This window comes from Azomonas macrocytogenes (assembly GCF_014191985.1).
Taxonomy (GTDB): Bacteria; Pseudomonadota; Gammaproteobacteria; order Pseudomonadales; family Pseudomonadaceae; genus Azomonas; species Azomonas macrocytogenes.
Genome location: NZ_JACHXI010000002.1, coordinates 197,234 through 221,003, shown reverse-complemented (window position 1 = coordinate 221,003; position 23,770 = coordinate 197,234). Strand labels below are relative to the sequence as shown.

Annotated in this window: 22 protein-coding genes; 12 read left to right on the top strand and 10 right to left on the bottom strand. The window is 56.0% G+C overall.

Annotation, left to right across the window (positions count from 1 at the left end):
- Positions 1-338 precede the first annotated feature (338 nt).
- The 6 genes from FHR87_RS03520 to FHR87_RS03495 all read left to right on the top strand — a co-directional run bounded on the left by FHR87_RS03520 (position 339) and on the right by FHR87_RS03495 (position 9,113).
- The gene (locus tag FHR87_RS03520; RefSeq protein ID WP_183165431.1) at positions 339-1,883 is read left to right on the top strand and encodes a glucan biosynthesis protein G; all 1,545 of its coding nucleotides are present in this window, start codon (positions 339-341) and stop codon (positions 1,881-1,883) included.
- Complete coding sequence (mdoH, locus tag FHR87_RS03515) at positions 1,876-4,482, top strand: glucans biosynthesis glucosyltransferase MdoH (RefSeq protein ID WP_183165336.1); 2,607 nt, start codon at positions 1,876-1,878, stop codon at positions 4,480-4,482. The genes FHR87_RS03520 and mdoH overlap by 8 nt, the downstream gene beginning before the upstream one ends.
- A 226-nt stretch (positions 4,483-4,708) precedes the next feature.
- Complete coding sequence (gene earP / locus FHR87_RS03510; RefSeq protein WP_338021217.1) at positions 4,709-5,848, top strand: elongation factor P maturation arginine rhamnosyltransferase EarP; 1,140 nt, start codon at positions 4,709-4,711, stop codon at positions 5,846-5,848.
- A gap of 40 nt (positions 5,849-5,888) precedes the next feature.
- Positions 5,889-6,455 (top strand): elongation factor P, encoded by a 567-nt coding sequence (efp, locus tag FHR87_RS03505; RefSeq protein WP_183165334.1) that lies wholly within the window; start codon positions 5,889-5,891, stop codon positions 6,453-6,455.
- Between the two features lie 226 nt (positions 6,456-6,681).
- A complete protein-coding gene (locus FHR87_RS03500) occupies positions 6,682-7,173 on the top strand; it encodes a DUF3015 domain-containing protein (protein ID WP_183165333.1) in 492 nt (163 codons plus the stop codon).
- 86 nt (positions 7,174-7,259) lie between these two features.
- On the top strand, positions 7,260-9,113 hold the full coding sequence (locus tag FHR87_RS03495) for an Lnb N-terminal periplasmic domain-containing protein (protein WP_183165332.1): 1,854 nt from the start codon (positions 7,260-7,262) through the stop codon (positions 9,111-9,113).
- A gap of 60 nt (positions 9,114-9,173) precedes the next feature.
- Here FHR87_RS03495 and FHR87_RS03490 read toward each other — a convergent pair whose 3' ends face one another.
- From FHR87_RS03490 to FHR87_RS03480, 3 genes are all read right to left on the bottom strand, one after another.
- The gene (locus FHR87_RS03490; protein ID WP_183165331.1) at positions 9,174-9,533 is read right to left on the bottom strand and encodes a hypothetical protein; all 360 of its coding nucleotides are present in this window, start codon (positions 9,531-9,533) and stop codon (positions 9,174-9,176) included.
- 264 nt (positions 9,534-9,797) lie between these two features.
- Positions 9,798-10,664, bottom strand: a complete 867-nt coding sequence (locus FHR87_RS03485; protein WP_183165330.1) for an aldo/keto reductase — start codon at positions 10,662-10,664, stop codon at positions 9,798-9,800.
- Positions 10,665-10,803: 139 nt separating this feature from the next.
- A complete protein-coding gene (locus tag FHR87_RS03480; RefSeq protein WP_183165329.1) occupies positions 10,804-11,736 on the bottom strand; it encodes a DUF808 domain-containing protein in 933 nt (310 codons plus the stop codon).
- 287 nt (positions 11,737-12,023) lie between these two features.
- On the opposite strand from FHR87_RS03480, the gene htpX reads away from it, so the two are divergent.
- Positions 12,024-12,905, top strand: a complete 882-nt coding sequence (gene htpX, locus FHR87_RS03475) for a protease HtpX (RefSeq protein ID WP_183165328.1) — start codon at positions 12,024-12,026, stop codon at positions 12,903-12,905.
- Positions 12,906-12,976: 71 nt separating this feature from the next.
- Here the strand turns inward: htpX and rnt are convergent, their stop codons facing one another.
- Together rnt and pyrC are read right to left on the bottom strand one after the other, a co-directional pair.
- A complete protein-coding gene (rnt, locus tag FHR87_RS03470; protein ID WP_183165327.1) occupies positions 12,977-13,657 on the bottom strand; it encodes a ribonuclease T in 681 nt (226 codons plus the stop codon).
- Positions 13,654-14,697 carry a dihydroorotase gene (gene pyrC / locus FHR87_RS03465; protein WP_183165326.1) on the bottom strand — a complete coding sequence of 348 codons (1,044 nt, stop codon included), beginning with the start codon at positions 14,695-14,697 and terminating at the stop codon, positions 13,654-13,656. Before pyrC ends, rnt begins: the two co-directional genes overlap by 4 nt.
- Before the next feature lie 176 nt (positions 14,698-14,873).
- Here pyrC and FHR87_RS03460 point away from each other — a divergent pair, with 176 nt between their 5' ends.
- From FHR87_RS03460 to gloA, 3 genes are all read left to right on the top strand, one after another.
- Positions 14,874-15,806 carry an OmpA family protein gene (locus FHR87_RS03460; RefSeq protein ID WP_183165325.1) on the top strand — a complete coding sequence of 311 codons (933 nt, stop codon included), beginning with the start codon at positions 14,874-14,876 and terminating at the stop codon, positions 15,804-15,806.
- 44 nt (positions 15,807-15,850) lie between these two features.
- Positions 15,851-17,068: an argininosuccinate synthase gene (locus FHR87_RS03455; RefSeq protein WP_183165324.1), complete on the top strand. Its 1,218-nt coding sequence runs from the start codon at positions 15,851-15,853 to the stop codon at positions 17,066-17,068.
- A gap of 188 nt (positions 17,069-17,256) precedes the next feature.
- The gene (gene gloA, locus FHR87_RS03450; RefSeq protein ID WP_183165323.1) at positions 17,257-17,649 is read left to right on the top strand and encodes a lactoylglutathione lyase; all 393 of its coding nucleotides are present in this window, start codon (positions 17,257-17,259) and stop codon (positions 17,647-17,649) included.
- 77 nt (positions 17,650-17,726) lie between these two features.
- Here the strand turns inward: gloA and FHR87_RS03445 are convergent, their stop codons facing one another.
- From FHR87_RS03445 to FHR87_RS03425, 5 genes are all read right to left on the bottom strand, one after another.
- A complete protein-coding gene (locus tag FHR87_RS03445) occupies positions 17,727-17,906 on the bottom strand; it encodes a PA3496 family putative envelope integrity protein (protein ID WP_183165322.1) in 180 nt (59 codons plus the stop codon).
- Between the two features lie 109 nt (positions 17,907-18,015).
- Positions 18,016-18,654, bottom strand: a complete 639-nt coding sequence (nth, locus tag FHR87_RS03440; protein WP_183165321.1) for an endonuclease III — start codon at positions 18,652-18,654, stop codon at positions 18,016-18,018.
- A 42-nt stretch (positions 18,655-18,696) separates the two neighbouring features.
- Positions 18,697-20,067, bottom strand: a complete 1,371-nt coding sequence (locus FHR87_RS03435; protein WP_183165320.1) for an RnfABCDGE type electron transport complex subunit B — start codon at positions 20,065-20,067, stop codon at positions 18,697-18,699.
- Positions 20,068-20,160: 93 nt separating this feature from the next.
- Positions 20,161-21,480 (bottom strand): TldD/PmbA family protein, encoded by a 1,320-nt coding sequence (locus FHR87_RS03430; RefSeq protein ID WP_183165319.1) that lies wholly within the window; start codon positions 21,478-21,480, stop codon positions 20,161-20,163.
- Positions 21,480-22,922 carry a TldD/PmbA family protein gene (locus tag FHR87_RS03425; protein ID WP_183165318.1) on the bottom strand — a complete coding sequence of 481 codons (1,443 nt, stop codon included), beginning with the start codon at positions 22,920-22,922 and terminating at the stop codon, positions 21,480-21,482. Before FHR87_RS03425 ends, FHR87_RS03430 begins: the two co-directional genes overlap by 1 nt.
- Positions 22,923-23,111: 189 nt before the next feature.
- Between FHR87_RS03425 and vapB the strand changes: the two genes are divergently transcribed.
- Both vapB and vapC read left to right on the top strand, forming a co-directional pair.
- Positions 23,112-23,342, top strand: coding sequence for a type II toxin-antitoxin system VapB family antitoxin (vapB, locus tag FHR87_RS03420; protein WP_183165317.1), 231 nt, complete (start codon positions 23,112-23,114; stop codon positions 23,340-23,342).
- Complete coding sequence (gene vapC, locus FHR87_RS03415; RefSeq protein WP_183165316.1) at positions 23,342-23,746, top strand: type II toxin-antitoxin system tRNA(fMet)-specific endonuclease VapC; 405 nt, start codon at positions 23,342-23,344, stop codon at positions 23,744-23,746. Before vapB ends, vapC begins: the two co-directional genes overlap by 1 nt.
- The last annotated feature ends 24 nt before the right edge of the window (positions 23,747-23,770 follow it).

The following is a 23,770-nucleotide window of genomic DNA, read 5'->3' as shown; positions in this document are numbered from 1 at the left end:
AATCTGTTGATTCGGATTCTTCCGAATTTCCTGTGCTTCATTCGATATTTCGCACATTCACCGTCTCAGTCCTGTCTCTAGCACGAGCTACATTGCGGATTGATGGCTTTTATTCCGGGATGTGGAATTTATCGATTGTGTCGGATTGCATCCTTACAAGCTCGATAGAGATGTCTATGATGGCGCAGGCTGACCCATTCAAACGGGTTATCATGGGAATCATTCGGAATATTCGAAGTCGGACCACTGCTGATGAATGCGTGGTCAAACAGGCCGCTCGACGATTCGTTTGCTGTTTGCTGATTTAGGAGGCTGCGTTGTTACCCTTTTCTTGCTACATGCCAGGTAAGGCCAAATCCGTCGCACTAGGCATCTTGACTACGTTGATCTTGTTTGCTGCGCAAGCATGGGGCTTCAGTCTTGACGATGTTTCCAATAAGGCAAAGAAACTGGCTGAACAAAATTTCGTCGTGCCAAAGAGCAATTTGCCAGCGATATTTCGCGATATGAAATTTGCGGATTATCAGCAAATCCGCTTCAGAGAAGAAAAAGCATACTGGGCAGACGATAAAACTCCCTTTCAGATCAATTTCTATCATCAGGGCATGCATTTCGACGTTCCGGTCGTGATCAACGAAGTCACGGCTACCGGCGTCAAGGAAATCAAGTATGAGCCCGAATATTTCGATTTCGGTGAGTTCAAAGTGGATGCGGCAGCCCTACAGAATCTTGGATTTGCCGGTTTCAAGATTCGTTACCCGCTAAACGATTCCAACAAGTTGGATGAATTGAGCACGTTTCTTGGTGCTAGTTACTTTCGGGTGGTCGGCAAGGGGCAGGTTTATGGGCTTTCCGCTCGAGGGCTCGCCATTGATACGGCATTACCGTCGGGCGAGGAGTTTCCTCGCTTCAAAGAGTTCTGGTTGGAGCGCCCACAGCTGGATCGACGCAATCTGGTTGTTTATGCGCTACTTGATTCACCGCGCGCAACTGGCGCCTATCGGATGGTGATTACCCCAGGTAGCGACAGTACGGTGGATGTTGAAGCTAAAGTTTATCTGCGTGATCGGGTAGCGAAGTTTGGTATTGCGCCGTTGACCAGTATGTTCCTGTTTGGCCCGCATAAACCAAACTCCGAGGTCGACTTTCGACCCGCTTTACATGACAGCAACGGACTGGCTATCCATGCGGGCAATGGCGAACAGATCTGGCGTCCCCTCAATAACCCGAAGCGCTTGTCCGTAAGTACCTATACCATTGAGAATCCGCGTGGTTTTGGCCTGCTGCAGCGTGGTCACAAGTTTAGCCAATATGAGGACCTCGATGAGCGTTACGATCGGCGTCCTTCAGGCTGGGTTGAAACCAAGGGTGATTGGGGCAATGGACAAATCGAACTTATCGAAATCCCGACGCCTAATGAGACCAACGACAATATCGTTGCCTATTGGTCGCCGGAAAAGCTTCCTGAAACGGGGCAACCCATCGACATCAAATATCGCCTGCATTTTACGATTGACGAGGCTGCCGTGCATGGCCCTGAGTTGGCCTGGGTCAAGCAGACGCGCCTGTCTACAGGCGATGTCAAGCAATCCAATCTCACTCGTCAGCCTGACGGAAGCATGGCTTATATCATCGATTTCGAGGGGCCTGTCTTGGCCAGCTTACCGGAGGATACCCCGGTCGCTTCACAGGTCAGCCTCAATGATAATGCCGAATTGATCGAGAATAGCGTTCGCTACAATCCGGCCATCAAGGGGTGGCGCTTGACGCTACGTCTGAAGCTCAAGGACGCCACCAAGCCGGTTGAAATGCGTGCGGCCTTGATCAATGGAGACAAACCGTTGAGTGAAACCTGGAGCTATCAGTTGCCTGCCTATGAATAATTCTACGGAAACAACTGCCAACGATACCTATCTGGATTGCTTACCGTTCGAAGCGAGCGAAATCGATTCAATCAAGGCGCGTGCCGGCTCTTGTGGACAAGCCGGATTTTCTGGGCTTCATCAGGCCATTGCTGGCCAGACACCTGCGGCTTCGAGTGCTGCCGACGACGCCATTCTCGACTCTGTCGAAGCCCGTCTGAAAGCGCAGTGGAAGCAGGAGCTGGAGGAGGGAGATTTACTTTCTACAGATGCTCAGGGGCGGGTATGCATCAGATCGATGCCGCCTGTTACTCGTTCTCGAATGCTCCCAGAGCCATGGCGGACCAATCCTGTAACGCGTGCTTGGCATTCTCTCCTTGGGCGCAAGCATCAGGAACGCTTTGCTCCGGCCGAGGAAGCCGATGCCCATGCTCATTGGCGGAAAGTTGGGTCGTTTCGACGCTTTATCCTGCTGATCCTGATGATTGTGCAAAGCGTCGTGGCGATCTGGTACATGAAGCAAGTGCTGCCTTATCAGGGCTGGGCCTTGATCGACCTGAGTGAAGTCATGCAGCAGGGGTGGGCTGAGTCGTTTCGCCAGGTACTGCCCTATGTCCTGCAAACGAGCATCCTACTGCTGTTCGCCATCTTGTTCTGCTGGATTTCTGCCGGTTTCTGGACTGCACTCATGGGCTTCTTCCAGTTGCTGACCGGTCGTGACAAATACAGTATCAGTGCCAGCACGGTCGGTGACGAAGTCATTGCGCCCGATGCTCGCACCGCTTTGGTGATGCCGATTGCCAATGAGGATGTACCGCGGGTTTTTGCGGGGTTGCGTGCTACTTATGAATCCCTAATTGCTACTGGGCAGATCGAACATTTTGATGTATTCGTTCTGAGCGATAGCAATGACCCGGATAAATGTGTAGCCGAGCAAAAAGCTTGGCTGGAGTTATGCCGGGACGTGGGAGGGTACGGCAAGATCTTCTATCGTCGTCGTCGCCGCCGAGTAAAACGCAAGAGCGGTAATATCGACGATTTCTGCCGCCGCTGGGGCAGCCAGTATCGCTACATGGTCGTGTTGGATGCGGACAGCGTCATGAGTGGTGAATGTCTGAGCGGATTGGTTCGTCTGATGGAGGCCAATCCTCGTGCGGGAATCATCCAGACCGCACCCAAGGCTTCGGGTATGGATACGCTCTATGCTCGTTTGCAGCAGTTTGCTACACGGGTCTATGGTCCGCTGTTCACTGCGGGCCTGCATTTCTGGCAGTTGGGCGAATCCCATTACTGGGGGCATAATGCCATTATTCGGGTCAAGCCCTTTATTGATCACTGTGCTTTAGCGCCGTTGCCAGGTAAAGGGTCGTTTGCTGGAGCTATCCTGTCGCACGACTTTGTTGAAGCGGCCTTGATGCGTCGGGCTGGTTGGGGAGTCTGGATTGCTTACGATCTGCCTGGCAGTTATGAGGAGTTGCCGCCCAACCTGTTGGATGAACTCAAGCGGGACCGCCGCTGGTGTCATGGCAACCTGATGAATTTCAGGCTTTTTCTGGTAAAAGGCATGCATCCGGTGCATCGAGCGGTGTTTCTGACTGGCGTCATGTCCTACCTGTCGGCTCCGTTGTGGTTCCTGTTCTTGGTGCTTTCGACAGCCTTGCTGGCGGTGCACAAACTCATGGAGCCCCAGTATTTCTTCCAGCCCAGGCAGCTTTTCCCCGTTTGGCCGCAATGGCACCCCGAACAGGCGATCGCACTGTTTTCCACGACGATCATTTTACTTTTTCTGCCTAAGCTCTTAAGTGTGATCCTGATCTGGGCTCAAGGTGCCAAGGAGTATGGCGGGAAGATCCGGCTATTCATTTCCATGCTGGTAGAAATGCTATTTTCCATGCTGTTGGCGCCTGTTCGCATGCTGTTCCATACGGTTTTCGTAACTGCCGCGTTTCTAGGGTGGTCGGTCCAGTGGAAATCACCCCAGCGTGATGATGATGCGACTTCCTGGAGTGAAGCGTTTCGCCGTCATGGCCTGCAGATGCTGCTGGGGATAGTCTGGACAGCCGGGGTCGCCTGGCTGGATCCGCGTTTTCTATGGTGGCTCTCGCCGATTGTGATTTCGCTGATGTTGTCGGTGCCGGTATCGGTTATTTCCAGTCGAACGAGTCTGGGCCTGGCAGCACGCAGGGGTAAATTCTTCCTGATTCCCGAGGAATATTCACCGCCACGGGAACTGGTCGCGACTGATGAATACCTGCAGCTCAACAAAAGCAAGGAGCTGACCCATGGCTTCCTCCAAGCTGCTGTCGATCCGATTATCAATGCATTGGCATGCGCGATGGCGCGGGCTCGCCATGCCAAGATTATCTCCGCAGCAGAAGTCGTGCGCGAGGAGAGGATCGAACAGGTACTCAAGGACGGGCCGCAAAAGCCGAATGATGCACAATGGGCTTTATTGAGTGATCCGGTCGGGATGGCTCGCCTGCATCTGCGAATCTGGCAGTCATCCGATTATCGCGTGTGGTTGGAAGCTTACAAAAAAGACGATGTGACTGCTGTACCTGGGCTTGATCAGCAAGAGGTTGCCCAACCTGTATTGGCTGTCGGCTTGAAAAACCCATAAATTGAGACAGAGACGTCCTTGGCTTCGAATTGCCATAACCAAATTATTGGTGAGAGGTAATGACTGAGGACGTCGGGCTGTTGGCATATGACGAACAGCTTTATGTTAGAAGGATTCTTCTTGCCGGATCAGCCGCACGTGTAACGATTGCGATAAATCGTCTTGGTTTCGTAATTGCTCATGAATGGCTATGCCTACCCTTGCCTCTGCAACCTGGAGTCATGCTGTGCCTAACAAGCCCACATGGGATATTTTCTGCGTGGTCATCGATAATTTCGGCGATATTGGTGTGGCATGGCGATTGGCTCGCCAACTGGTTGCAGAGCATGGTGTGGCGGTTCGATTGTGGGTGGACGATCTAGATACCTTCTCCACCCTCCATCCAGAGGCAAGCTCCGAACTCGAGCAGCAAATCTGCGAAGGCGTGGAAGTTCACCATTGGTCGAAGGTCTGGCTTGATACCGAGCCAGCCGATGTAGTCATCGAGGCATTTGCCTGCGAATTACCATCGGCTTATATCGATGCCATGAAGAACAGTGAGCGATGTATCCTCTGGCTGAACCTGGAATATCTCAGCGCGGAGAATTGGATCGTCGATTGCCATGGTTTGCCCTCTCTGCAGTCAGGCGGACTGCAAAAATATTTTTTCTTTCCCGGCTTCGCATCTGGAACTGGTGCGATAATTCGCGAGCATGATTTGCTGGCACGGCGGCGTGCGTTCCAGGACAGCATCAGTGCACGCGAAGTATTTCTGAGCGAATTGGGAATAGTTCCGATAGACGGAGCACAGTTGATTTCGTTGTTCGCTTATGAAAATCCAGCAATTTCGGATTGGTTGGATGCTATGTCTCTGGCCGACCGCCCGACTCAATTGCTGATTCCGGCCGGTCGCGTGCTTGACGATGTGGCAGGTTGGTTAGGCGTGATCCAGCTTGGGGTTGGCGATAGCTACCGGCGCGGATCGCTGGATATCACGGTGCTGCCTTTTCTGACTCAGGATCAGTACGATCAACTGCTCTGGTGCTGTGATTTCAATGCCGTACGTGGCGAGGAATCGTTCGTTCGTGCCCAATGGACTGGCAAGCCTCTGGTCTGGCATATCTATCCGCAGGATGAGAGCGCGCACTGGGTAAAACTGGATGCATTCTTCCAGCTTTATTCAAGCAATTTGGCTGTCGAAGCCAGATCCGCTCTCTATGATTTCTGGTGTGCTTGGAACTCCGGGCAAGGGGCAGGTAAAGCCTGGTTGTGCCTTGGCCAGTATGAATCCGTATTGGGCGACCATGCCGAATACTGGGTCCGCAGGCAGGAAGCCAATGGCGATCTGGCAGGAAAACTGGTTTCTTTCCATGCGGATTGGCTATGATACACGGCTCGATTCACTTTCCATCCCATCGGATATTCGTATGAAAACCGCACAAGAGTTCCGTGCCGGCCAGGTGGCCAATATCAACGGCGAACCCTGGATAATCCAGAAAGCCGAATTCAACAAGTCCGGCCGTAACAGTGCCGTGGTCAAGATGAAGCTCAAGAACCTGCTCAATGGTTCTGCCACCGAGACCGTGTACAAGGCCGATGACAAGCTCGAACCGGTCATTCTCGAACGCAAGGAAGTGACCTACTCCTATTTTGCCGATCCGCTGTACGTATTCATGGACACCGAATTCAATCAGTACGAGATCGAAAAAGGCGATCTGGAAGGCGTGCTGACCTTTATCGAAGATGGCATGACTGATGTCTGCGAAGCCGTCTTCTATAATGATCGCGTTATTTCTGTTGAATTGCCCACCACTATCGTGCGCCAGATTGCCTATACCGAACCCTCTGTGCGTGGTGATACTTCCGGCAAGGTGATGAAAACCGCTCGTCTGAACAATGGCGCGGAACTTCAGGTTTCCGCCTTCTGCGAGATCGGCGACTCCATTGAAATCGATACCCGCACTGGTGAATACAAATCTCGCGTCAAGGCTTGATTTGATCGAGATCAAAAACCCGACCCTGTGTAACACAGCGTCGGGTTTTTAATGTGTTATTTATTAGTGCCTCTGCAGTGCCTCTGCGCAATATCGAATGGTTTGCCAGATACCGCTCGTTCTTTTTTGTGTATTTCGGGAAGCGCTATCGAAAGTCTTTGGCTATAAAGCAAAAGCATCACGACACTCTGTCTCAAGCGACAAACCCATATAAAGAGAGATAAATATGAGAAGGATTCTTCTTGGTTCATTGCTTGCCGCTGCCTCCTTGAACGCTTTTGCCGAGGCACCTGGTGGCCCGGATTGCGGCTGGGGCAATATGCTGTTCAAAGGGCAGCGGGGACTGCCTTCCCACATTGTTGCTTCGACTACCAATGGTTCTTCCGGTAATGCCACGTCCGGTATGACCACGGGTACCAACGGATGTCGTACCGATGGCGCGCTGACCTATGGTGGTAAGCCGATGCTGCTGGTCGGCAACATGATGGACGAGCTTTCCGAGGACATGGCCAAAGGGGAAGGCGAAGCCTTGACTACCTACGCCGTCGTTCTGGGAGTAAAACCTGAGGATCGCGCTCACTTCATTTCGGTTACCCACGACCACTTCTCGCAAATATTCAGTTCGGCCGATGTCACTGCTGAACAGGTTCTCGATGCGACTTTCAGTGTGATGAAAGGCGATGAGCGTCTGGCCCGCTACGTTGCCGATCAGGCCTGATCAGCTGCCTTTGCTTAACTCCTACAGCGCCCGGTCCGTTTCTTTGGGCGCTGTGCCAGGGCCTGTTGGTATCGAATTGAAACACCATGCGCAGATGCTTGTTTTCCCTATTGCTGACGGGCGTCTGGACTCTGCTTTCAGCTGCTCCTCGACCTGATTCATCTCTTCAACGCCTTTCCGAAGACCCATTCTGGCTTCTCCTTGGCCATTATCAGCACGACAGCTCGGGCAGATGGTACAGCCATGTCAACGACAAACGCTTTTTCCTGGCCGAGCAGGGTGCCAAAGATCCATATGCCGAACTGCTTGCCACGCTGGAAGGGCTTTACAAGCCTATGACGCTGGGCGACAAACATCCACAATGTGTTTATCCGGCACGTACCCACTGGTTACGCAATCATCTGAAATTGGACGACCTGCCAGCATTACCATGCGATAACTATCGTCAGTGGTATCACACCATCGATCCGCATAGTGCCGCCATGGTTTTCCCCGCAGCTTTTCTCAACAGTCCATCATCCATTTTCGGGCATACGTTACTGCGAATCGATCCGTCAGGAATGAAGGATAGCGGCAGCGCTTTGTTAAGCTATTCGCTGAGTTTCGGTGCCAATATCGATGATGCCGATAACAGCCTTCTTTATGCTTGGAAGGGACTAATGGGGGGGTATCCGGGCTTGTTCGTGATCCAGCCCTATTACGAAAAGATTGCCGAATACAGCCGGCTCGAAAACCGTGATTTGTGGGAGTATCCACTGGATCTGACACCTGACGAAACGGCCCGCATGATCGAGCATGTCTGGGAATTGCAGGACACGCGATTCGACTACTTCTTCTTCGATGAAAATTGCGCCTACCGGCTGCTTGAACTGCTGGAAGTGGCTCGCCCAGGTATTTCTCTGACTGGGCCATTTTCGCTCACGGCGATTCCGACAGATACGATTCGTGCTGTCAGGGATGCGGATATGATGGCTGGAGTGAAATACCGTCCTTCCCGCGAGCGGGAACTGATGACTCGGATTAAACCGCTGAATCACGACGAACAGCAGTGGGTAAGTAAGCTGGCGGAAGACGAGCATTATTTGCAGGATCCGGCTTTTTTGGCATTGCCTGTCGAGCGGCGAGCACTGATTCAGGATGGTGCCTATCGTTTCATCAGGTACAAGGTTACCAGCAAGGAGCGCGATGCCGATGCCGCCAGGCGCAGCTATTCGCTGCTGCAGGCGATCAATCGCGATTCACCACCGCCTCTGGAGATACAGCGTCCTGAGCGGCCGGAAAGCGGACATAAATCGCGCACCTTCGAATTTGGTGTAGGGAGCCGGGAGGATCGGGCCTACGCCGAGTATGGCCTGCGTATGGCCTACCATGATCTGGTGGATAACTTGAAAGGTTTTCCATTGGGAGCGCAGATTGAAATGTTCCGGGCCGCACTGCGGCAGTACGAAGACAATCATTGGCAATTGCAACGCTTCGACCTGGTCAATATCCGCTCTTTGGCGCCGCGTGGCGAATTGCTCAAGCCACTATCCTGGCAAGTCACCGGAGGTTTGCAGCGGGCTCCAGGGGATGGAGACGATGAAGTTCTGGTTGCCCATGTGAGCGGCGGGGCCGGTTTCAGCCGGCAATGGAGCGATAACCTGCTAGGTTTTGCCTTCGCGACCGCAAGAGTTGAGCATAACCCGGATTTTGGTGCTTTTCTTGGCCCGGCCATGGGCTTCGATACGGGACTACTTTGGCGTAATACGTTCGGCAATATGTTGCTGGAAGCTGATAGCGATTACTTTCACAATGGTGAAATCCGTCGGCGGATCCATCTCACTCAGCAACTGGAGCTGACGGATGAACTGGGGCTGCGCCTGTCGGCCAAGCGCGAGTTCAGCAAGTTTTCCGAACCGATCAGCGAACTGCAGCTTTCCTTGCGCTGGTACTTCTTCTGAAGGATTGTACGGCGACTTCAGAGAAGGCTGTAATCGCTCTGAGAGCTCGATGGAAGGGCATCAAACGCAGGGGGGAAGCTGGATCAGCGGTACGCCCATGAGCAGAGTGGCCAGTGCTGCAACGGTATAGACATAGCCAGCCAGACGAGTGACAACCAGTTGTCGTTCGTCGAGTTCCTCCGATGTCCTGGCCAGGCTCCAGGCTTTCCAGGCCATCCTCGCCAGAAATGTGAAGGTTGCAAGGGTGAACAGACCAAGGCATCCGTTGAGCCAAGTGAAGGGGCCATTGGCAGGATTAGGCGGGCTTACCGAACAGGCAACCGACAATCCACCATAGAAAGCCATGAACCACAGACACCAGACCAGCAGCCCCACGGGAATCTGCAGCGGATGAAAAGGGGAAATTAGCTGGTATTTCATCGGGCACCTCTCCCTCAAGAGAAACGGGTGGTCTTGAATGATAGCCGCTTCAGGGGGGCTGTAGGCTTACTGTCGCGAATTTACCCTTTTATTTGCACGCTTTTTGGGCTGTTAGTAATGGCAATTAATTGATTTTTTCAACGTAGCAAGCCGCGAATGAAGAGTGGCGGAGATGTGGATAGCGTTTATACCTCCATGAATCATGGTCGATGAGTTCAGATACAGCGGTTGTTCGAAGCCGGGCCGATTTTCTATTTCGATCTGTCAGATGATATCCAGCAATACCTTTCGGGTCGGCGCCGGAAAGGCGCGATCCAGCAATGCCAGGTCTTGTGCATCGAGTTGGATATCGAGGGCGGCAGCATTTTCTCTGACATGTTGCGGTTCGGTTGCCTTGGGAATGGCCAGCACCGGGTAGGTATTCGCTTGTGGACGAATACTCCAGGCCAGGAGGATCTGGCCAACCGTTGCCTGATGCTTTTCGGCGATGGATCGAAGCTGGGCATTCTTCCAAAGCGTACCGTCCAGCGCACCGGCTTGAGCCAGGGGGCAATAAGCCATGACTGGTATGTGCCGCTCGGCCATCAGCGGAAGCAGATCGAAATCGATACCGCGCGAGCCCAGATTATAGAGCACCTGATTGGTCTGACATTGCTGGCCGAATGACTTACCAGCCAACTCCTGCATGTCGTCGGCATCGAAATTGGATACGCCATAGTGGCGGATCTTGCCTTGTTTGATCAGTTGCTCGAAGGCGCTGAGGGTTTCCTCCAAGGGTGTCGAGGAGCGCCAATGCAGTAAATATAGATCCAGACGATCCGTAGCCAGCCGCTTGAGACTACGCTCGCAAGCATCGATCACGGCATTGTGGCGCGCGTTGCTGGGGAGGACCTTGCTTACCAGAAAGACCTTGTCACGTCGTCCGCGAATGGCTTTGCCAACCACTTCTTCGGCACTGCCATCGCCGTACATTTCGGCGGTATCGATCAACGTCAGTCCCAGATCCACACCTAGTTGCAGGGCCCTGATCTCATCGTCGCGGCGTGATGCCTGTTCGCCCATATGCCACGTACCCTGGCCGATGGCAGGCACGGTAGCGCCAGCGGGGAAGCGAACCTGGGGAGTGGGCATGTACCCTCCTTCATATCTCTGGTGCAATTGCGTGATTGATGCTTTGTAGGAGGGACGAACGCTATCGATGTTCAATTCAATCTGGCACCGCTTGCTGAAACGTGCTGCTTGAACATTTCAGCAAGGTGGTGATGCTGATTCAGTCTTTGTTTCGGGAAGGCAGCAGACTGCCGACGAGTTTGACCACGGCCAATACCAGGGCGCCGGCGACCGCTCCACACAAAATATTGAGCAGGATGGGAAGCGCCGAGGCAATGATGCCGATGCCCGCTTGGCTGGCAAGCGCATGTTCTGCATGCTCGATCAGTTCGTGCAGAACCGGGATGCCATGAGTAAGAATGCCACCGCCTACCAGGAACATTGCCACGGTTCCGATTACGGACAGGCTTTTCATCAGCCAGGGCGCCAGAGTCAGCAGTCCTTTACCCAGGGATGCCGCCAGGCCTCCTTTGTTGCTCAGATAGATACCGGCATCGTCCAGCCTGACGATGGCTGCGACCAGGCCATAGACCCCGACGGTCAAGCCTATCGCCAGGATGGACAGCACCATGACCTGCTGGCTAAGCGGCGCCTGCGCAACGCTGCCTAGGGCAATGGCGACGATTTCGGCGGAAAGAATGAAATCGGTCCGGATAGCTCCTTTGATTTTCTCGCGCTCCAGCGCCACCAGGTCGACACTCGAATCGGCCAGGGCTTTGCGGTGTTCTGCCTTGCGGGCAGCATCCTCTTCTTTGCTGTGAAAGAATTTATGCGCCACTTTCTCGAAGCCTTCGAAGCACAGATAGGCTCCACCAATCATCAGTAGCGGGGTAATTGCCCACGGGATGAAGGCACTGATAAGCAAGGCTGCAGGAACCAAGATTACCTTGTTGGCCAGCGATCCCTTGCACACTGCCCAGACTACGGGTAACTCGCGATCAGCCTTCAACCCGGTGACTTGTTCGGCGTTCAGAGCCAGGTCATCGCCGAGCACACCGGCAGTTTTCTTGGCAGCGACCTTGGTCATGAGCGAGATATCATCGAGCAGCGTGGCGATGTCGTCGATAAGAGCGAGAAGGTTACTGCCTGCCATGGATTTTCCTGTGGCTGCGATTGATGGAAGAGCGCCAGTTGACCATAACGGAACGAATTGATCACGCCAAGTTATCTCATGATGAGACTGAATTGCTCAATCGAGCCTGGAGTCGCGCTCGATCCACCTATTCTCCACTGTCGAATCATGCCTTATATGGGAGTACGCTTTGAAGCGGCAGGTATAGGACACAGATTGAAATAGTCATCTAGTTGAATAGCCGATATCCCTGCCTTATATACCCCCGCAGAAACATGCCTTTCTCTGTTTTAGGAGACGCGTTATCCATGATGCGAATATTGCTGTTCCTGGCAACCAACCTGGCTGTGCTGTTCATTGCCAGCATTACGCTGAGCCTGTTTGGCTTCAACGGTTTCATGGCCGCCAATGGTATTGACCTGGATTTGCAGCAACTGCTGGTATTTTGTGGTGTATTCGGTTTCGCCGGTTCGCTGTTTTCGCTGTTCATCTCCAAATGGATGGCGAAGATGGGTACCCGCACGGAAATCATCAACCAGCCGCGTACTCGCCATGAACAATGGTTGCTGCAAACCGTCGAGCAGCTCTCTCGCGAGGCCGGAATCAAGATGCCTGAAGTAGGTATCTTTCCAGCTTACGAGGCGAATGCCTTTGCGACGGGATGGAACAAAAACGATGCGCTGGTTGCGGTCAGCCAGGGTTTGCTGGAGCGATTTTCACCAGATGAGGTTCGCGCTGTACTCGCCCATGAAATTGGGCACGTTGCCAATGGCGATATGGTCACCCTGGCACTGATTCAGGGTGTAGTGAACACCTTTGTCATGTTCTTTGCGCGAATCATCGGCAATTTTGTGGACAAGGTGATATTCAAGAACGAGGAAGGCCAAGGTGTTGCCTTCTACATAGCCACCATCGTGGCGGAACTGGTTCTGGGTATTCTCGCCACCATCATCGTTATGTGGTTCTCGCGCTGGCGCGAGTTCCGGGCGGATGCAGCCGGTGCTCGGTTGGCAGGCAATACGGCCATGATCCATGCCCTGCAGCGCCTGAGAGCCGAACAGGATGTTCCGGTCCATATGCCGGACAGCCTGACCGCTTTCGGGATCAATTCGGCGGGCAAGAACCGTCTGGCAGGCTTGTTCCTCAGTCACCCTCCGCTCGAGGAGCGCATCGAAGCGCTTTCACGCTAGTAGGGCCGGTAATGGGCAAATGAAAAAGGCGACCCAGGTCGCCTTTTTCATTCAGTAGGAATTACCTTTTCTCATTCCACCCAGCCGCCCATTTCCCGCCAGCGATTGACGATACCGCAGAACAGTTCGGCAGTCTTTTCGGTGTCGTAGCGGGCCGAGTGAGCTTCGCGACCGTCGAAATCGATGCCGGCAGCCTGACAGGCCTTGGCCAGCACGGTCTGGCCATAGGCAAGGCCGGCGAGGGTTGCAGTATCGAAGCTGGAAAACGGATGAAACGGATTGCGCTTCATACCACAGCGGGCGATGGCGGCATTCATGAAACCAAGGTCGAAACTGCTGTTGTGGCCGACCAGGATAGCTCGCTTGCAGCCACTGGACTTCACCGCCTTGCGTACCCCGCGGAAGATTTCTGTCAGTGCATGAGCTTCGGCTACCGCCTGGCGCAGGGGATGGTCGAGTTTGATGCCGGTAAATTCCAGCGCGGCGGCTTCGATATTGGCACCCTCGAATGGCTCGACCCGGAAAAAATAGGTGTGATCGGGATAGAGCAGCCCTTGCTCGTCCATGTTGATGGTAACGGCGGCGATTTCCAATAACGCATCGGTCAGGCAATTGAAGCCGCCGCATTCCACATCGACCACTACTGGCAGATAGCCGCGAAAGCGCTGCGCCATGGGCGTACGCGGTTTGCCGGAGATCGCGCACTCCATTTCCATGTCATCGTCTAGTACGTCATCAGCATCGCCGTTCATGCGTGCTCCTCCAATCGCCAGCGCAAGGTTTCACCAGCGCGGAGCGGTATCAGCTCCCGGTCTCCGAAAGGCAGTTCGGCTGGCAAGGTCCAGTCTTCTCGGACTAGTACGACGTGCTCGGTGTTGCGTGGCAGGCCATAAAAATCCGCACCGAAATGACTGGCGAAGGCTTCCAGGCGATCCAGCGCACCATGCTGGTCGAAAGCCTCAGCGTACAGCTCAAGGGCCGTATGGGCGGTGTAGCAACCGGCGCAGCCACAAGCGGCTTCTTTGGTATGACGGGCATGCGGGGCTGAATCAGTGCCCAGGAAGAATTTGGGATTGCCGCTGGTAGCCGCGTCCAGCAAGGCTTGCTGATGGACGTTGCGCTTGAGAATCGGCAGGCAATAGAAATGCGGACGGATACCGCCTACCAGCATGTGATTGCGGTTGTAGAGCAGGTGATGCGCAGTGATGGTGGCTCCGACATTGGCATTGGCGGATTCGACGAACTGGGCCGCGTCGCGGGTAGTGATGTGCTCGAACACGATACGCAGGGTAGGGAAGCGCTCGGTTAGCCGGGTCATGTGTTCGTCGATGAAGTATTTTTCCCGGTCGAAGATATCGATTTCGGCACGCGTTACTTCGCCATGTACCAACAGCGGCAAACCCACCTCGGCCATGGTTTCCAGTACGTCGAAAATATTGTCGATCCGGGTGACACCCGAGTCCGAATTGGTCGTAGCGCCAGCCGGGTAGAGTTTGGCCGCGTGGACGAAACCGGTCGCCTTGGCTGCACGAATATCATCCGGTTGGGTACTGTCGGTGAGATAAAGCACCATCAGCGGCTCGAAGCGGCTGCCCTGGGGGCGTACCGCCAGAATGCGTTCACGGTAGCTGCCGGCTTCGGCTGCGTTGCGTACGGGTGGGACCAGATTGGGCATGACGATGGCGCGGCCGAACTGGCGGGCTGCGTCCATTACTGTATGCGGCAGGGCGGCTCCATCGCGCAGGTGAATATGCCAATCGTCGGGGCGCAACAGGATCAGTCGGTCGGTCATGCGGGATTCCAAGCGGGGTTTTGTCTATTTGAAGAATGCTACCGGAAAAAAACCGGCAAAGGGCCGCAGGCTTGTCCGAAGGCATTACAGGCTCCTCGATCAAACGTGAAAAGCTCAAGTTTTCTACTCTTTTTCCGATATTTGAGGGGTAGACAACCCTGGCTTCGGAGTTTGCTGTGCGCCTTCGTCTGCTCGTCCTGGCCGCCTTGCTGGTCGGTCCACCCGTGCAATCGCTGACCTTCCAGACGCGCCTGGAGAATGTGACATGGCAGGTCGAAGGCGACCAGTTCGAATGCCGGCTGGTGCAACCGATCACCGGCTTCGGTACTGGTGAGTTCGTACGCAAGGCTGGCGAGCAATCCACGTTTCGTATTCGCTCAGCGGTTCGCTGGTTCGGCAACGGCTCGGCCAGCCTGTATGCCGCCGCTGTACCCTGGCAACCGGGTCAGGCGGATATTCCCCTCGGCAACGTGGCGATCCGCTCCGGTGACATCGTGTTCGACAGCTCTCAGGTTCAGGCCGGCAGGTTGCTGGGGGGGCTGCTCGAAGGGCGCAGCCCTCTGGTTCGCCATCGGACCGTGAGTGGTGATGGCTCGCTCGAAGTGCGTTTGCTGCCGGTCAGGTTCACCAGGGCCTACGAAGACTATCAAGCCTGCGCTGGCAAGCTGCTGCCTTACAACTTCGATCAGCTCAAGCAGGTCCAGCTGGTAATTCCGAGCAGCGATGTCGTGCTGGATGATTCGGTAAAGACCAGATTGAACGCCATCCTGGAGTATATGAAGGTCGATTCCAGCGTCAATCGTATCTATCTCGACGGGCATTCCGACAATAGTGGCGACCGATTGACCAATCGTGAGCTGTCGCGTCGGCGCGCGTTGGCAGTGCAACAGTATCTGATGGCCAAGGGGATTCCGGCAGAGACAATCGTGATGCGCTTCCACGGGGAGCGCTATCCGCTGGTCCCCAACAACAGCAAGGCCAACCGGTTGAAAAACCGCCGGGTGACGGTACAGCTCGAGCGTGAGCCGGTCGAGGCCGCCGGCAAGACTGCCGAGAAGACCAATACCATTGCCCCGACTGCCGGCGCCCCTGTAAAAGCACCGTCGTGACCAGTAGAATCGCCCCTTTCCGTAAACCCCGGGAGTGGATGGCAATGGCCGATGTTAAGAAGGTAGTCCTGGCGTACTCCGGTGGCCTGGACACCTCGGTGATCCTCAAATGGCTGCAAGATACCTATAACTGCGAAGTAGTGACCTTCACCGCCGACCTCGGCCAGGGCGAGGAGGTCGAACCGGCCCGTGCCAAGGCCAAGGCCCTGGGGGTCAAGGAAATCTTCATCGATGACCTGCGTGAAGAGTTCGTCCGTGATTTTGTTTTCCCGATGTTCCGAGCCAACACCCTCTACGAAGGTGAATACCTGCTCGGCACTTCCATCGCCCGGCCGCTGATCGCCAAGCGCCTGATCGAGATCGCCAACGAGACCGGCGCCGATGCCATTTCCCATGGCGCCACCGGCAAGGGCAACGATCAGGTGCGTTTTGAGCTGGGTGCCTATGCACTCAAGCCAGGCGTCAAGGTAATCGCACCCTGGCGTGAATGGGATCTGCTCTCTCGTGAAAAACTGATGGACTATGCCGAGAAGCACAACATCCCGATCGAGCGCCACGGCAAGAAGAAATCTCCGTACTCCATGGATGCCAACCTGCTGCACATTTCCTACGAGGGCGGTGTGCTGGAAGACACCTGGACCGAGCACGAGGAAGACATGTGGCGCTGGACCAAGTCTCCCGAGGCCGCGCCGGATACGCCCACCTATCTCGAGCTGACCTACCGCAAGGGCGATATCGTTGCCATCGACGGCAAGGACATGAGCCCCGCGCAGGTGCTGGCTGAACTGAACCGCATTGGTGGCGAGAACGGCATCGGTCGCCTGGACATCGTCGAGAACCGCTATGTCGGCATGAAGTCCCGTGGCTGCTACGAAACCCCCGGCGGCACCATTATGCTCCGAGCGCATCGGGCCATCGAGTCGATCACTCTCGACCGTGAAGTGGCGCACCTGAAGGACGAGCTGATGCCCAAGTACGCCAGCCTGATCTACAACGGCTATTGGTGGAGCCCTGAGCGCCTGATGCTGCAACAGATGATCGATGCGTCCCAGGCCAGCGTGAACGGCGTAGTACGCCTGAAGCTGTACAAGGGCAATGTCATCGTCACTGGACGCAAGTCGGATGACTCGCTGTTCGATGCCAACATCGCCACCTTCGAGGAAGATGGCGGCGCCTACAACCAGGCTGATGCGGCAGGCTTCATCAAGCTCAATGCGCTGCGCATGCGTATCGCCGCCGGCAAGAATCGCAAGCTGTCCTGAGCCTTGAGCCTGGCGTATCGATGAGCATACGCCAGGCTTTCCGGCACTGAAGATTGCCCTGCATCATCTCTATCTGTTGCTGCGGCCGATCTGACCACAAGAGCGACAAGTCGAAGCAATAAATGTCTTCGGCATCCATCCAATGTCGCCAGGCCTGATGAATCGATGACACCGAGGAGAACCGGACTATGCGATTGCTACACACCATGCTGCGCGTTGGCGATATGGACAGATCCATCGCTTTCTATACCGAAGTACTGGGTATGACCCTGCTGCGCCGCAAGGATTACCCGGATGGCAAGTTCACCCTTGCCTTCGTTGGCTACGGTAACGAGGCTGAAAATTCGGTAATCGAGCTGACCCACAATTGGGGAGTGGAGCGGTACGAACTGGGAACGGCCTATGGCCATATTGCTCTGGAGGTCGAGGATGTCTACAAAGCCTGTGAGGATATTCGTGCGCGTGGCGGCAAGATCGTCCGCGAGCCGGGCCCGATGAAGCACGGCACCAGCATCCTGGCTTTCGTCGAAGATCCGGATGGCTACAAGGTCGAACTGCTGTCTCCTGGCCGCAACGATTGAGTTCATCAAAGAAAATGCCCCGAACGAGTCGGGGCATTTCAGTAGCGGTTTTTCGCAAGGTTCTACATCTGCTTTTTTTATAGGTCGAAGTCGTAGTCTGCCAGTTGTCTCTTCAGGCGGCGCTCTTCCAGCATGTTGTCGATGACCCTTCGTTTGGTCAGGTTGGTTTTTGCCGCTTCGATTGGAGCATCGCTGCTGTCATCATCACTTTCGGCGATAAACTCTTCTTCGATGTCGATAGTTTCTTTGTCGGCCATTTTGGGTACTCCATAGCTACCAAGTGCTATTTGCGCTCCTTATAGCGATAAACCCAATGCGCGTAAAAAAGATTTTTTCAATCGTCAAGCCCGGTTTTTTCCAATCCAATCAATCGTCGCTGGTCTTGTGCTGATATTCGCAAAGATCCTCGATCCGACAACTACCACATAATGGTTTACGGGCCTTGCAGACGTAACGGCCATGCAGGATCAGCCAGTGGTGGGCATCCAGCAGATATTCCTTGGGGACGAACTTGACCAGCTTGCGCTCGACTTCCAGCACATTGCGTCCGGGAGCGAGGTTGGTGCGGTTGCTGACCCGGAAAATATGGGTGTCCACAGCCATCGCAACCTGGCGAAAAGCCGTATTGAGGACCACATTGGCAGTCTTGCGACCCACTCCCGGAAGGGCTTCCAGAGCTTCGCGATTGTCCGGTACCTGGCTGTTGTGCTTCTCGATCAAGAGGCGGCAGGTTTCAATGATGTTCTTCGCCTTGCCCCGGTAAAGACCGATGCTTTTGATGTACTCGGAAAGTTTTTCCACACCCAGGGCGTAAATGGCCTCCGGCGTATTGGCCACCGGGTAGAGTTTGGCTGTCGCCTTGTTCACGCTGACGTCAGTGGCTTGTGCCGAAAGGATTACAGCGATCAGCAGTTCGAAAGGCGAGGCAAAGCTCAGTTCGGTGGTTGGGTCTGGGTTGTCTTCGTGCAGGCGACGGAAGATTTCTCGGCGTTTGGCGGCATTCATGGCGTGTTCCGGTCGAATTGAAAAATGAACCGAGCGGTGTTTTCAGTCGTTATCGGACCGGCTTTGCAAAGCGTATGTGTGCAACTGGCGTTCGGCTTCGTTCAAGCGGGTTTGGGCTTTGTCTAGCGCAACGGTATCCAGCGGAGTTTGTCGCTGCTGACGACTGAGTTCGGCACGGGCGTAGACGAGCTCGGTTTTCAGTTCGCGCAGCTCGGCAGGCATCGGGCTCTTGTCGACCAGTTGCCGCTTGGGCAGTGGGCGACCAGCAGCGGCTTCTGCTGTGTGTAGTGCCTGCTCGGCTTGCTGCAGTGCCATACGCAAGGGTTGCAGAGTGGCCTCGTCAGCCTTGGCTCGTTCAGCTTCACGCAATGTATCGCGATGGCTTTGAAAGTGTTGCTTGGCCTGTTTCAACGCTGCCTCGCCTGAGTTAGGCGGGGATGTTGGAGCCGTCTTTTGCAGGGCGTCCAGCCGCTGTTGCGCCTGTTCGGCGGCGCGGTGTAGTTCGGCCAATTGTACCTGCTGCTCTGGGCTGAGTACTTCACCGAAGGCTTTTTCGGCTTTGCTCAATTGCGCACGGGCCATGGCGGCAGCGATTTTGGCTTTATTCAGATCGGCCGGATTCTGTTGGGGCGCTATGCTCGATTGGTCTTGCGCCTGCTGCAGGGCTTTTTCAGCGGATTCGGCGATACCACGCAGGCGTTCGACTTGGGTTTGCAGCTCGGCTGTGGCGTGTATGGCCAACTGACGTTCAGCCTTGGCCAACGCTGCGCGTGCCATGTTGGCTTTGGCTTTCAAGCGCTTCTGGGCGTCGCTGAGTGGCGTCCGCCGGGCGTTGATTCGTTCGAGTGCCGATTGCACTGCAGCAGACATCTGCGTTGGTTGGTCTGGAGCGGACTGGCGTTTCTTCCGCTCGCGTTGGCGTTGTTCTTCCTGATGTTGCAAGCGAGCCTTGCGGGCCAGATAACGACGCCGAAAGTGATCGGCACGCGCCCGTTGCGCCCTGGCTTCTGCTTCGGGCAGTGGCTGGATGTCGATACAGTCGACCGGGCAGGGCGTAATACAGAGTTCGCAACCTGTGCATTCAGCGGTGATCACCGTATGCATCAGCTTGGCCGCGCCGACGATGGCATCCACCGGACAGGCCTGGCTGCATTTGGTACAGCCGATGCATTCGGCTTCGCGGATGAATGCGATCCGGGGCGGTACGGCAGGCTTGGCCAGCGGTAACACTGGTCGTTCCAGCAGGATTGCCAACGCTTGTACAGTCGCCTCGCCGCCGGGCAGGCATTTATTGAGTGCTTCGCCTTGGGCGATGCCCTCGGCGTAGGGGCGGCAGCCGGGATGACCGCATTTGCCGCATTGAGTCTGGGGCAGCAGGGCGTCGATCCGGTCGGCGAGAGAGTCGTCTTGCATCGTGCAGCATACCAAGGCAGCAGCCCGGCGACGCGCCGGGCGAAAAGGGCGCTTATTATCGGGATGCACTGCGGGCCGGACAAGCCGGCCGCGTTACAACGTCAGGGTAAAACGCCCGAGCAGCGCACCGGGTACGGCGGTGGAGCCGGTCTGGCGTGAGCCGTAGGTGCCGGTCGGTAGCAGCAGTTCCGGCTCGCGGGTCAGGGCTTCCAGATAAGGACCGAAGAAGCTGAAAACCGAATCGTCGAAGCGCATGGTATTGACCGGCGCTTGCAGCTTACCGTCTTCCACCCAGAAGGTGGCGAAGCGGGTCATGCCGGTGAGGCGGCCGGCTGGCCGGTCGGAATAGTTGGTGTACCAGAGATTGCCGATATACAGGCCAGTCCCCAAGTGCGCCAGAACGTCGCCTTCATCCAGTTCGCCGCCGGCTATGGCCAGCGCCAGCGGGTACTCGCCAGAGCCGGCACCATTGGCGGTCAGGCCATATTCTGCCGCACTGCGCGAGCTGACCAGCCGCTCAGCGGGCTGGCCCTTGTCGAGTAAACGCAGTGCCTGACGCGGGCCCTCGCTGGTGAAGGCTGGGGCCAGTCCGCCAGCAACCCGCTCGTCGATGCTCAGGAGCGGGCTGAGTGGTACCGAGCCGCCGAACAGCCGCTGCAGCGGACTGGCTCCGGTGGCCAGTGCCTGTGCCGAAAAGCCCCAGCTGAGCATGCCGAGAATCTCTTCCACCGCTGCCGGCGCCAGATAGGCCCGGTAGTCGCCAGGGGCCAACGTCCGCGCCGGGCGGCCCAGATAATCCAGTTGCTCATAGGCGAAGGCCATGCGCCGGATGAACGCCTCATTATCCCAGCGCTGACCGGCATAGGTGCTTTTCACCGCCTGACCGTTGTCATGGAACAGGCTCCAGTCAAAGCTGAAACTACTCGCCGCGTGCCAGCCGAAGGCCCCCCAGGAACTGGCGAAACCACGGTATTGCGGTCCATTGGCGTAAATACCGACCAGATCGAGGCCGCTACCGACCTGGATAATCTGCTCCACGACGGCTGCAGTGTCCGGCCCCGCTGCCATTTGTACGACTTCACTCTGCCAGGGTTCCCGGTTGAGTCGCAGATAGGGATCGGGCGCCAGTGTCGGCACTACGTCGCGCAGATGCTCCAGGGCCTGATGCAGGCGCAAATGGTCTTCGCCGATCACGCCGCTCATGGCCAGCTCGAATTCAGCATGGCGGTCGCCAAGAAACAGCGTCAAGGTGACGAATACCTGCTGCACCTGTCCGGCCTGTCGCACTCGGGCCTGATTGAAGCGAACGAAATCCGAAGTCTCGGCGCGATAACTCAGGGTAAAGCCCTCGTCGGCTTTCAGAAGGGGGCCCAGGTTGGCGAGCAGCGCGGTGAAATGATCGCGGGCGTCCATCAGGCAGCTCCTCCGAAAACGTCGATGTTCTTGAATACGCAGGCTGGTGAGGCATGGCCGACGCGGACCACCTGATTCGGCTCGCCTTTGCCGCAAAAGGGCGTGCCGAGCACTTCCACGGTGCTGGCATCGCCCACTGCACTGAGGTTGCGCCAGAAATTGGCGGAAATACCGCGGTAGTTGGGGTTTTTCACCACGCCCTTCAGCTCGCCGTTTTCGATCAGCCGGCCCCATTCGCAGCCGAACTGGAACTTGTTGCGCGCATCGTCGATGGACCAGGAGCGATTGGTGCTCATCAGGATGCCGTGTTCGATGCCGCCGATCAGCTGTGCCAGCGATTGTTCACCCGGCTCGATATTGAGGTTGGCCATACGGTCGATGGGCGCGCGGTTCCAACTGCAGGCCCGGCTGTTGGCCACGCCCGGCAGGCCGCTGCGCAGTTGTGACAGCGCACCGCCCAGCGGACGCTGCAGAATGCCCTGACGAATCAGGTATTCACGCTGGGCTGGAGTGCCGTCATCGTCGTGCCGGTAGCTGGCCAGTTCCTCGGGAATACTGGGATCGAACGTAACGTCGAGCAGGGGCGAGCCGTACTGGTAGGTGCCGAAATCTTCCTGACAGATAAAGCTGGTCCCGGCGTAGTTACGCTCGTCGCCGAGAATGCGGTCCAGTTCCAGTGGATGACCGATGGATTCGTGGATCTGCAGCGCCATCTGGTCCGGCAGTAGCAACAGCTCGCGTGGACCACTGGGAGTATTCGGCGCGAGCAGCAATTGTAGGGCTTCATCCGCGACTCGCGGCGCGGCGCCGACCAAGCCGATGCGCTCGACGATTTCCGCACCGCCCTGCTGGCCGAAGTTGGCACCGCCGAGGCTACGCGTCTGGCTGTCCTGGCCATCGCTGGCGGTCACGCTCAGGGCCGGATAGATAAAGCGCTGGGCTCGCCGTAGACAGGCACCGGCGCTGTTGAGATAGATCTGTTCGGTACAGGTGACCTCCAGACTTACTTGCGAATTCACCAGCCGTTCATCGCTGGGCACCTTGACCGACTCGGCAACCAGCAGCTCGAACCATTCGGCCGGGCCGGCCAGTACCCGCTCATAACCGGGCATTACATCGTCCATCTGTTCCGTCGGCACCGGCGCCTGGCTGGTATCCACCAGCGCCCGCTGCGCCAAAGCCCGTGCCAGTGCTCCAGCCCGATCCAGCGCCGCCTGCAAACCGGCCTGAGTCAGATCGCTGGTGGCGCAGTAAGCCTCTATACCCTTGACCCGGGCGGTCAGCATCGCGCCTTGATCCTCACTGAACCGAGGTGGCTGGGCCACCTGCTTGCGTACTTGATAACCCGTATGGGTTTCGAGCACATGCCGCAGGGACCAGAAATCTGCGTCGCTTTTCAGTGCGCTAAAGCGGCGTGTCAGGGTCGCCGAGGAGGTGAACATGCTGGGCTCCTGAATAGGAAGAAAATGAGGATAGGGTATAGGAGTTGGAGCAAACGTGCGGTGGAGAGTGAGCGTTAACCCGTCAACAGCAGAGTTGAGGTGGTGTTGTAAAGAGGTATATCCCATTGACAGATCCCGGCGTCTCGCTAAGCTGGGGCAGACAATTTGTATATCCCGAGGGGCGAATCAATGGCGCAGGGTTCTGTTTTTCAAAGCAATCGGAGTCAGGCTGTACGTCTGCCAAAAGCTGTCGCTCTGCCCGATGATGTGAAGCGCGTGGATGTGGTCGCCGTCGGTCGAGCCCGGATCATCACGCCGGCCGGTGAATCATGGGATAGCTGGTTTGATGGCGAGGGTGTAACTGCCGATTTCATGGCTGAACGCGAGCAGGCTGCAGAGCAGGAGCGTGAGGCGCTTTGATGCTCAAGTACCTGCTCGATACCAATATCTGCATCTTCACCCTCAAGAATCGACCACAACAGGTGCGGGAAGCGTTCAAGAGACATCACGGCCAGATGTGCATCAGCACGGTGACCTTGATGGAGTTGATCTACGGTGCGGAAAAATCGGCCAGCCCTGAGCGGAATCTGGCTGATATCGAGGGCTTTGCCGCGCGACTGGAGGTTTTGACGTATGACCAGGCGGCGGCAGCCCACACCGGTCAGCTTCGTGCCGAGCTGGCCAGGGCAGGTACGCCGATCGGCCCCTACGATCAGATGATTGCGGGACACGCCCGTTCCCTGGGCTTGATCCTGATTACCCATAACACTCGCGAGTTTGAACGGGTGCCGGGGTTGCGAATAGAAAATTGGGTGACCAGCTAGTTGCGACCCATTCCCTCCATGGCA

Excerpts from the sequence above, each read along its gene's own strand:
- rnt (WP_183165327.1), bottom strand. The coding sequence starts at position 13,657 with ATGAACGGCGATGCTGATGACGTACTAGACGATGACATGGAAATGGAG.
- FHR87_RS03445 (WP_183165322.1), bottom strand. The coding sequence starts at position 17,906 with ATGGCCGACAAAGAAACTATCGACATCGAAGAAGAGTTTATCGCCGAA.
- efp (WP_183165334.1), top strand. The coding sequence starts at position 5,889 with ATGAAAACCGCACAAGAGTTCCGTGCCGGCCAGGTGGCCAATATCAAC.
- FHR87_RS03480 (WP_183165329.1), bottom strand. The coding sequence starts at position 11,736 with ATGGCAGGCAGTAACCTTCTCGCTCTTATCGACGACATCGCCACGCTG.
- pyrC (WP_183165326.1), bottom strand. The coding sequence starts at position 14,697 with ATGACCGACCGACTGATCCTGTTGCGCCCCGACGATTGGCATATTCAC.
- mdoH (WP_183165336.1), top strand. The coding sequence starts at position 1,876 with ATGAATAATTCTACGGAAACAACTGCCAACGATACCTATCTGGATTGC.
- FHR87_RS03455 (WP_183165324.1), top strand. The coding sequence starts at position 15,851 with ATGGCCGATGTTAAGAAGGTAGTCCTGGCGTACTCCGGTGGCCTGGAC.
- nth (WP_183165321.1), bottom strand. The coding sequence starts at position 18,654 with ATGAATGCCGCCAAACGCCGAGAAATCTTCCGTCGCCTGCACGAAGAC.
- FHR87_RS03425 (WP_183165318.1), bottom strand. The coding sequence starts at position 22,922 with ATGTTCACCTCCTCGGCGACCCTGACACGCCGCTTTAGCGCACTGAAA.
- FHR87_RS03520 (WP_183165431.1), top strand. The coding sequence starts at position 339 with ATGCCAGGTAAGGCCAAATCCGTCGCACTAGGCATCTTGACTACGTTG.
- FHR87_RS03485 (WP_183165330.1), bottom strand. The coding sequence starts at position 10,664 with ATGCCCACTCCCCAGGTTCGCTTCCCCGCTGGCGCTACCGTGCCTGCC.
- FHR87_RS03490 (WP_183165331.1), bottom strand. The coding sequence starts at position 9,533 with ATGAAATACCAGCTAATTTCCCCTTTTCATCCGCTGCAGATTCCCGTG.
- vapC (WP_183165316.1), top strand. The coding sequence starts at position 23,342 with ATGCTCAAGTACCTGCTCGATACCAATATCTGCATCTTCACCCTCAAG.
- FHR87_RS03495 (WP_183165332.1), top strand. The coding sequence starts at position 7,260 with ATGCGCAGATGCTTGTTTTCCCTATTGCTGACGGGCGTCTGGACTCTG.
- FHR87_RS03430 (WP_183165319.1), bottom strand. The coding sequence starts at position 21,480 with ATGGACGCCCGCGATCATTTCACCGCGCTGCTCGCCAACCTGGGCCCC.
- FHR87_RS03500 (WP_183165333.1), top strand. The coding sequence starts at position 6,682 with ATGAGAAGGATTCTTCTTGGTTCATTGCTTGCCGCTGCCTCCTTGAAC.
- vapB (WP_183165317.1), top strand. The coding sequence starts at position 23,112 with ATGGCGCAGGGTTCTGTTTTTCAAAGCAATCGGAGTCAGGCTGTACGT.
- FHR87_RS03435 (WP_183165320.1), bottom strand. The coding sequence starts at position 20,067 with ATGCAAGACGACTCTCTCGCCGACCGGATCGACGCCCTGCTGCCCCAG.
- gloA (WP_183165323.1), top strand. The coding sequence starts at position 17,257 with ATGCGATTGCTACACACCATGCTGCGCGTTGGCGATATGGACAGATCC.
- htpX (WP_183165328.1), top strand. The coding sequence starts at position 12,024 with ATGATGCGAATATTGCTGTTCCTGGCAACCAACCTGGCTGTGCTGTTC.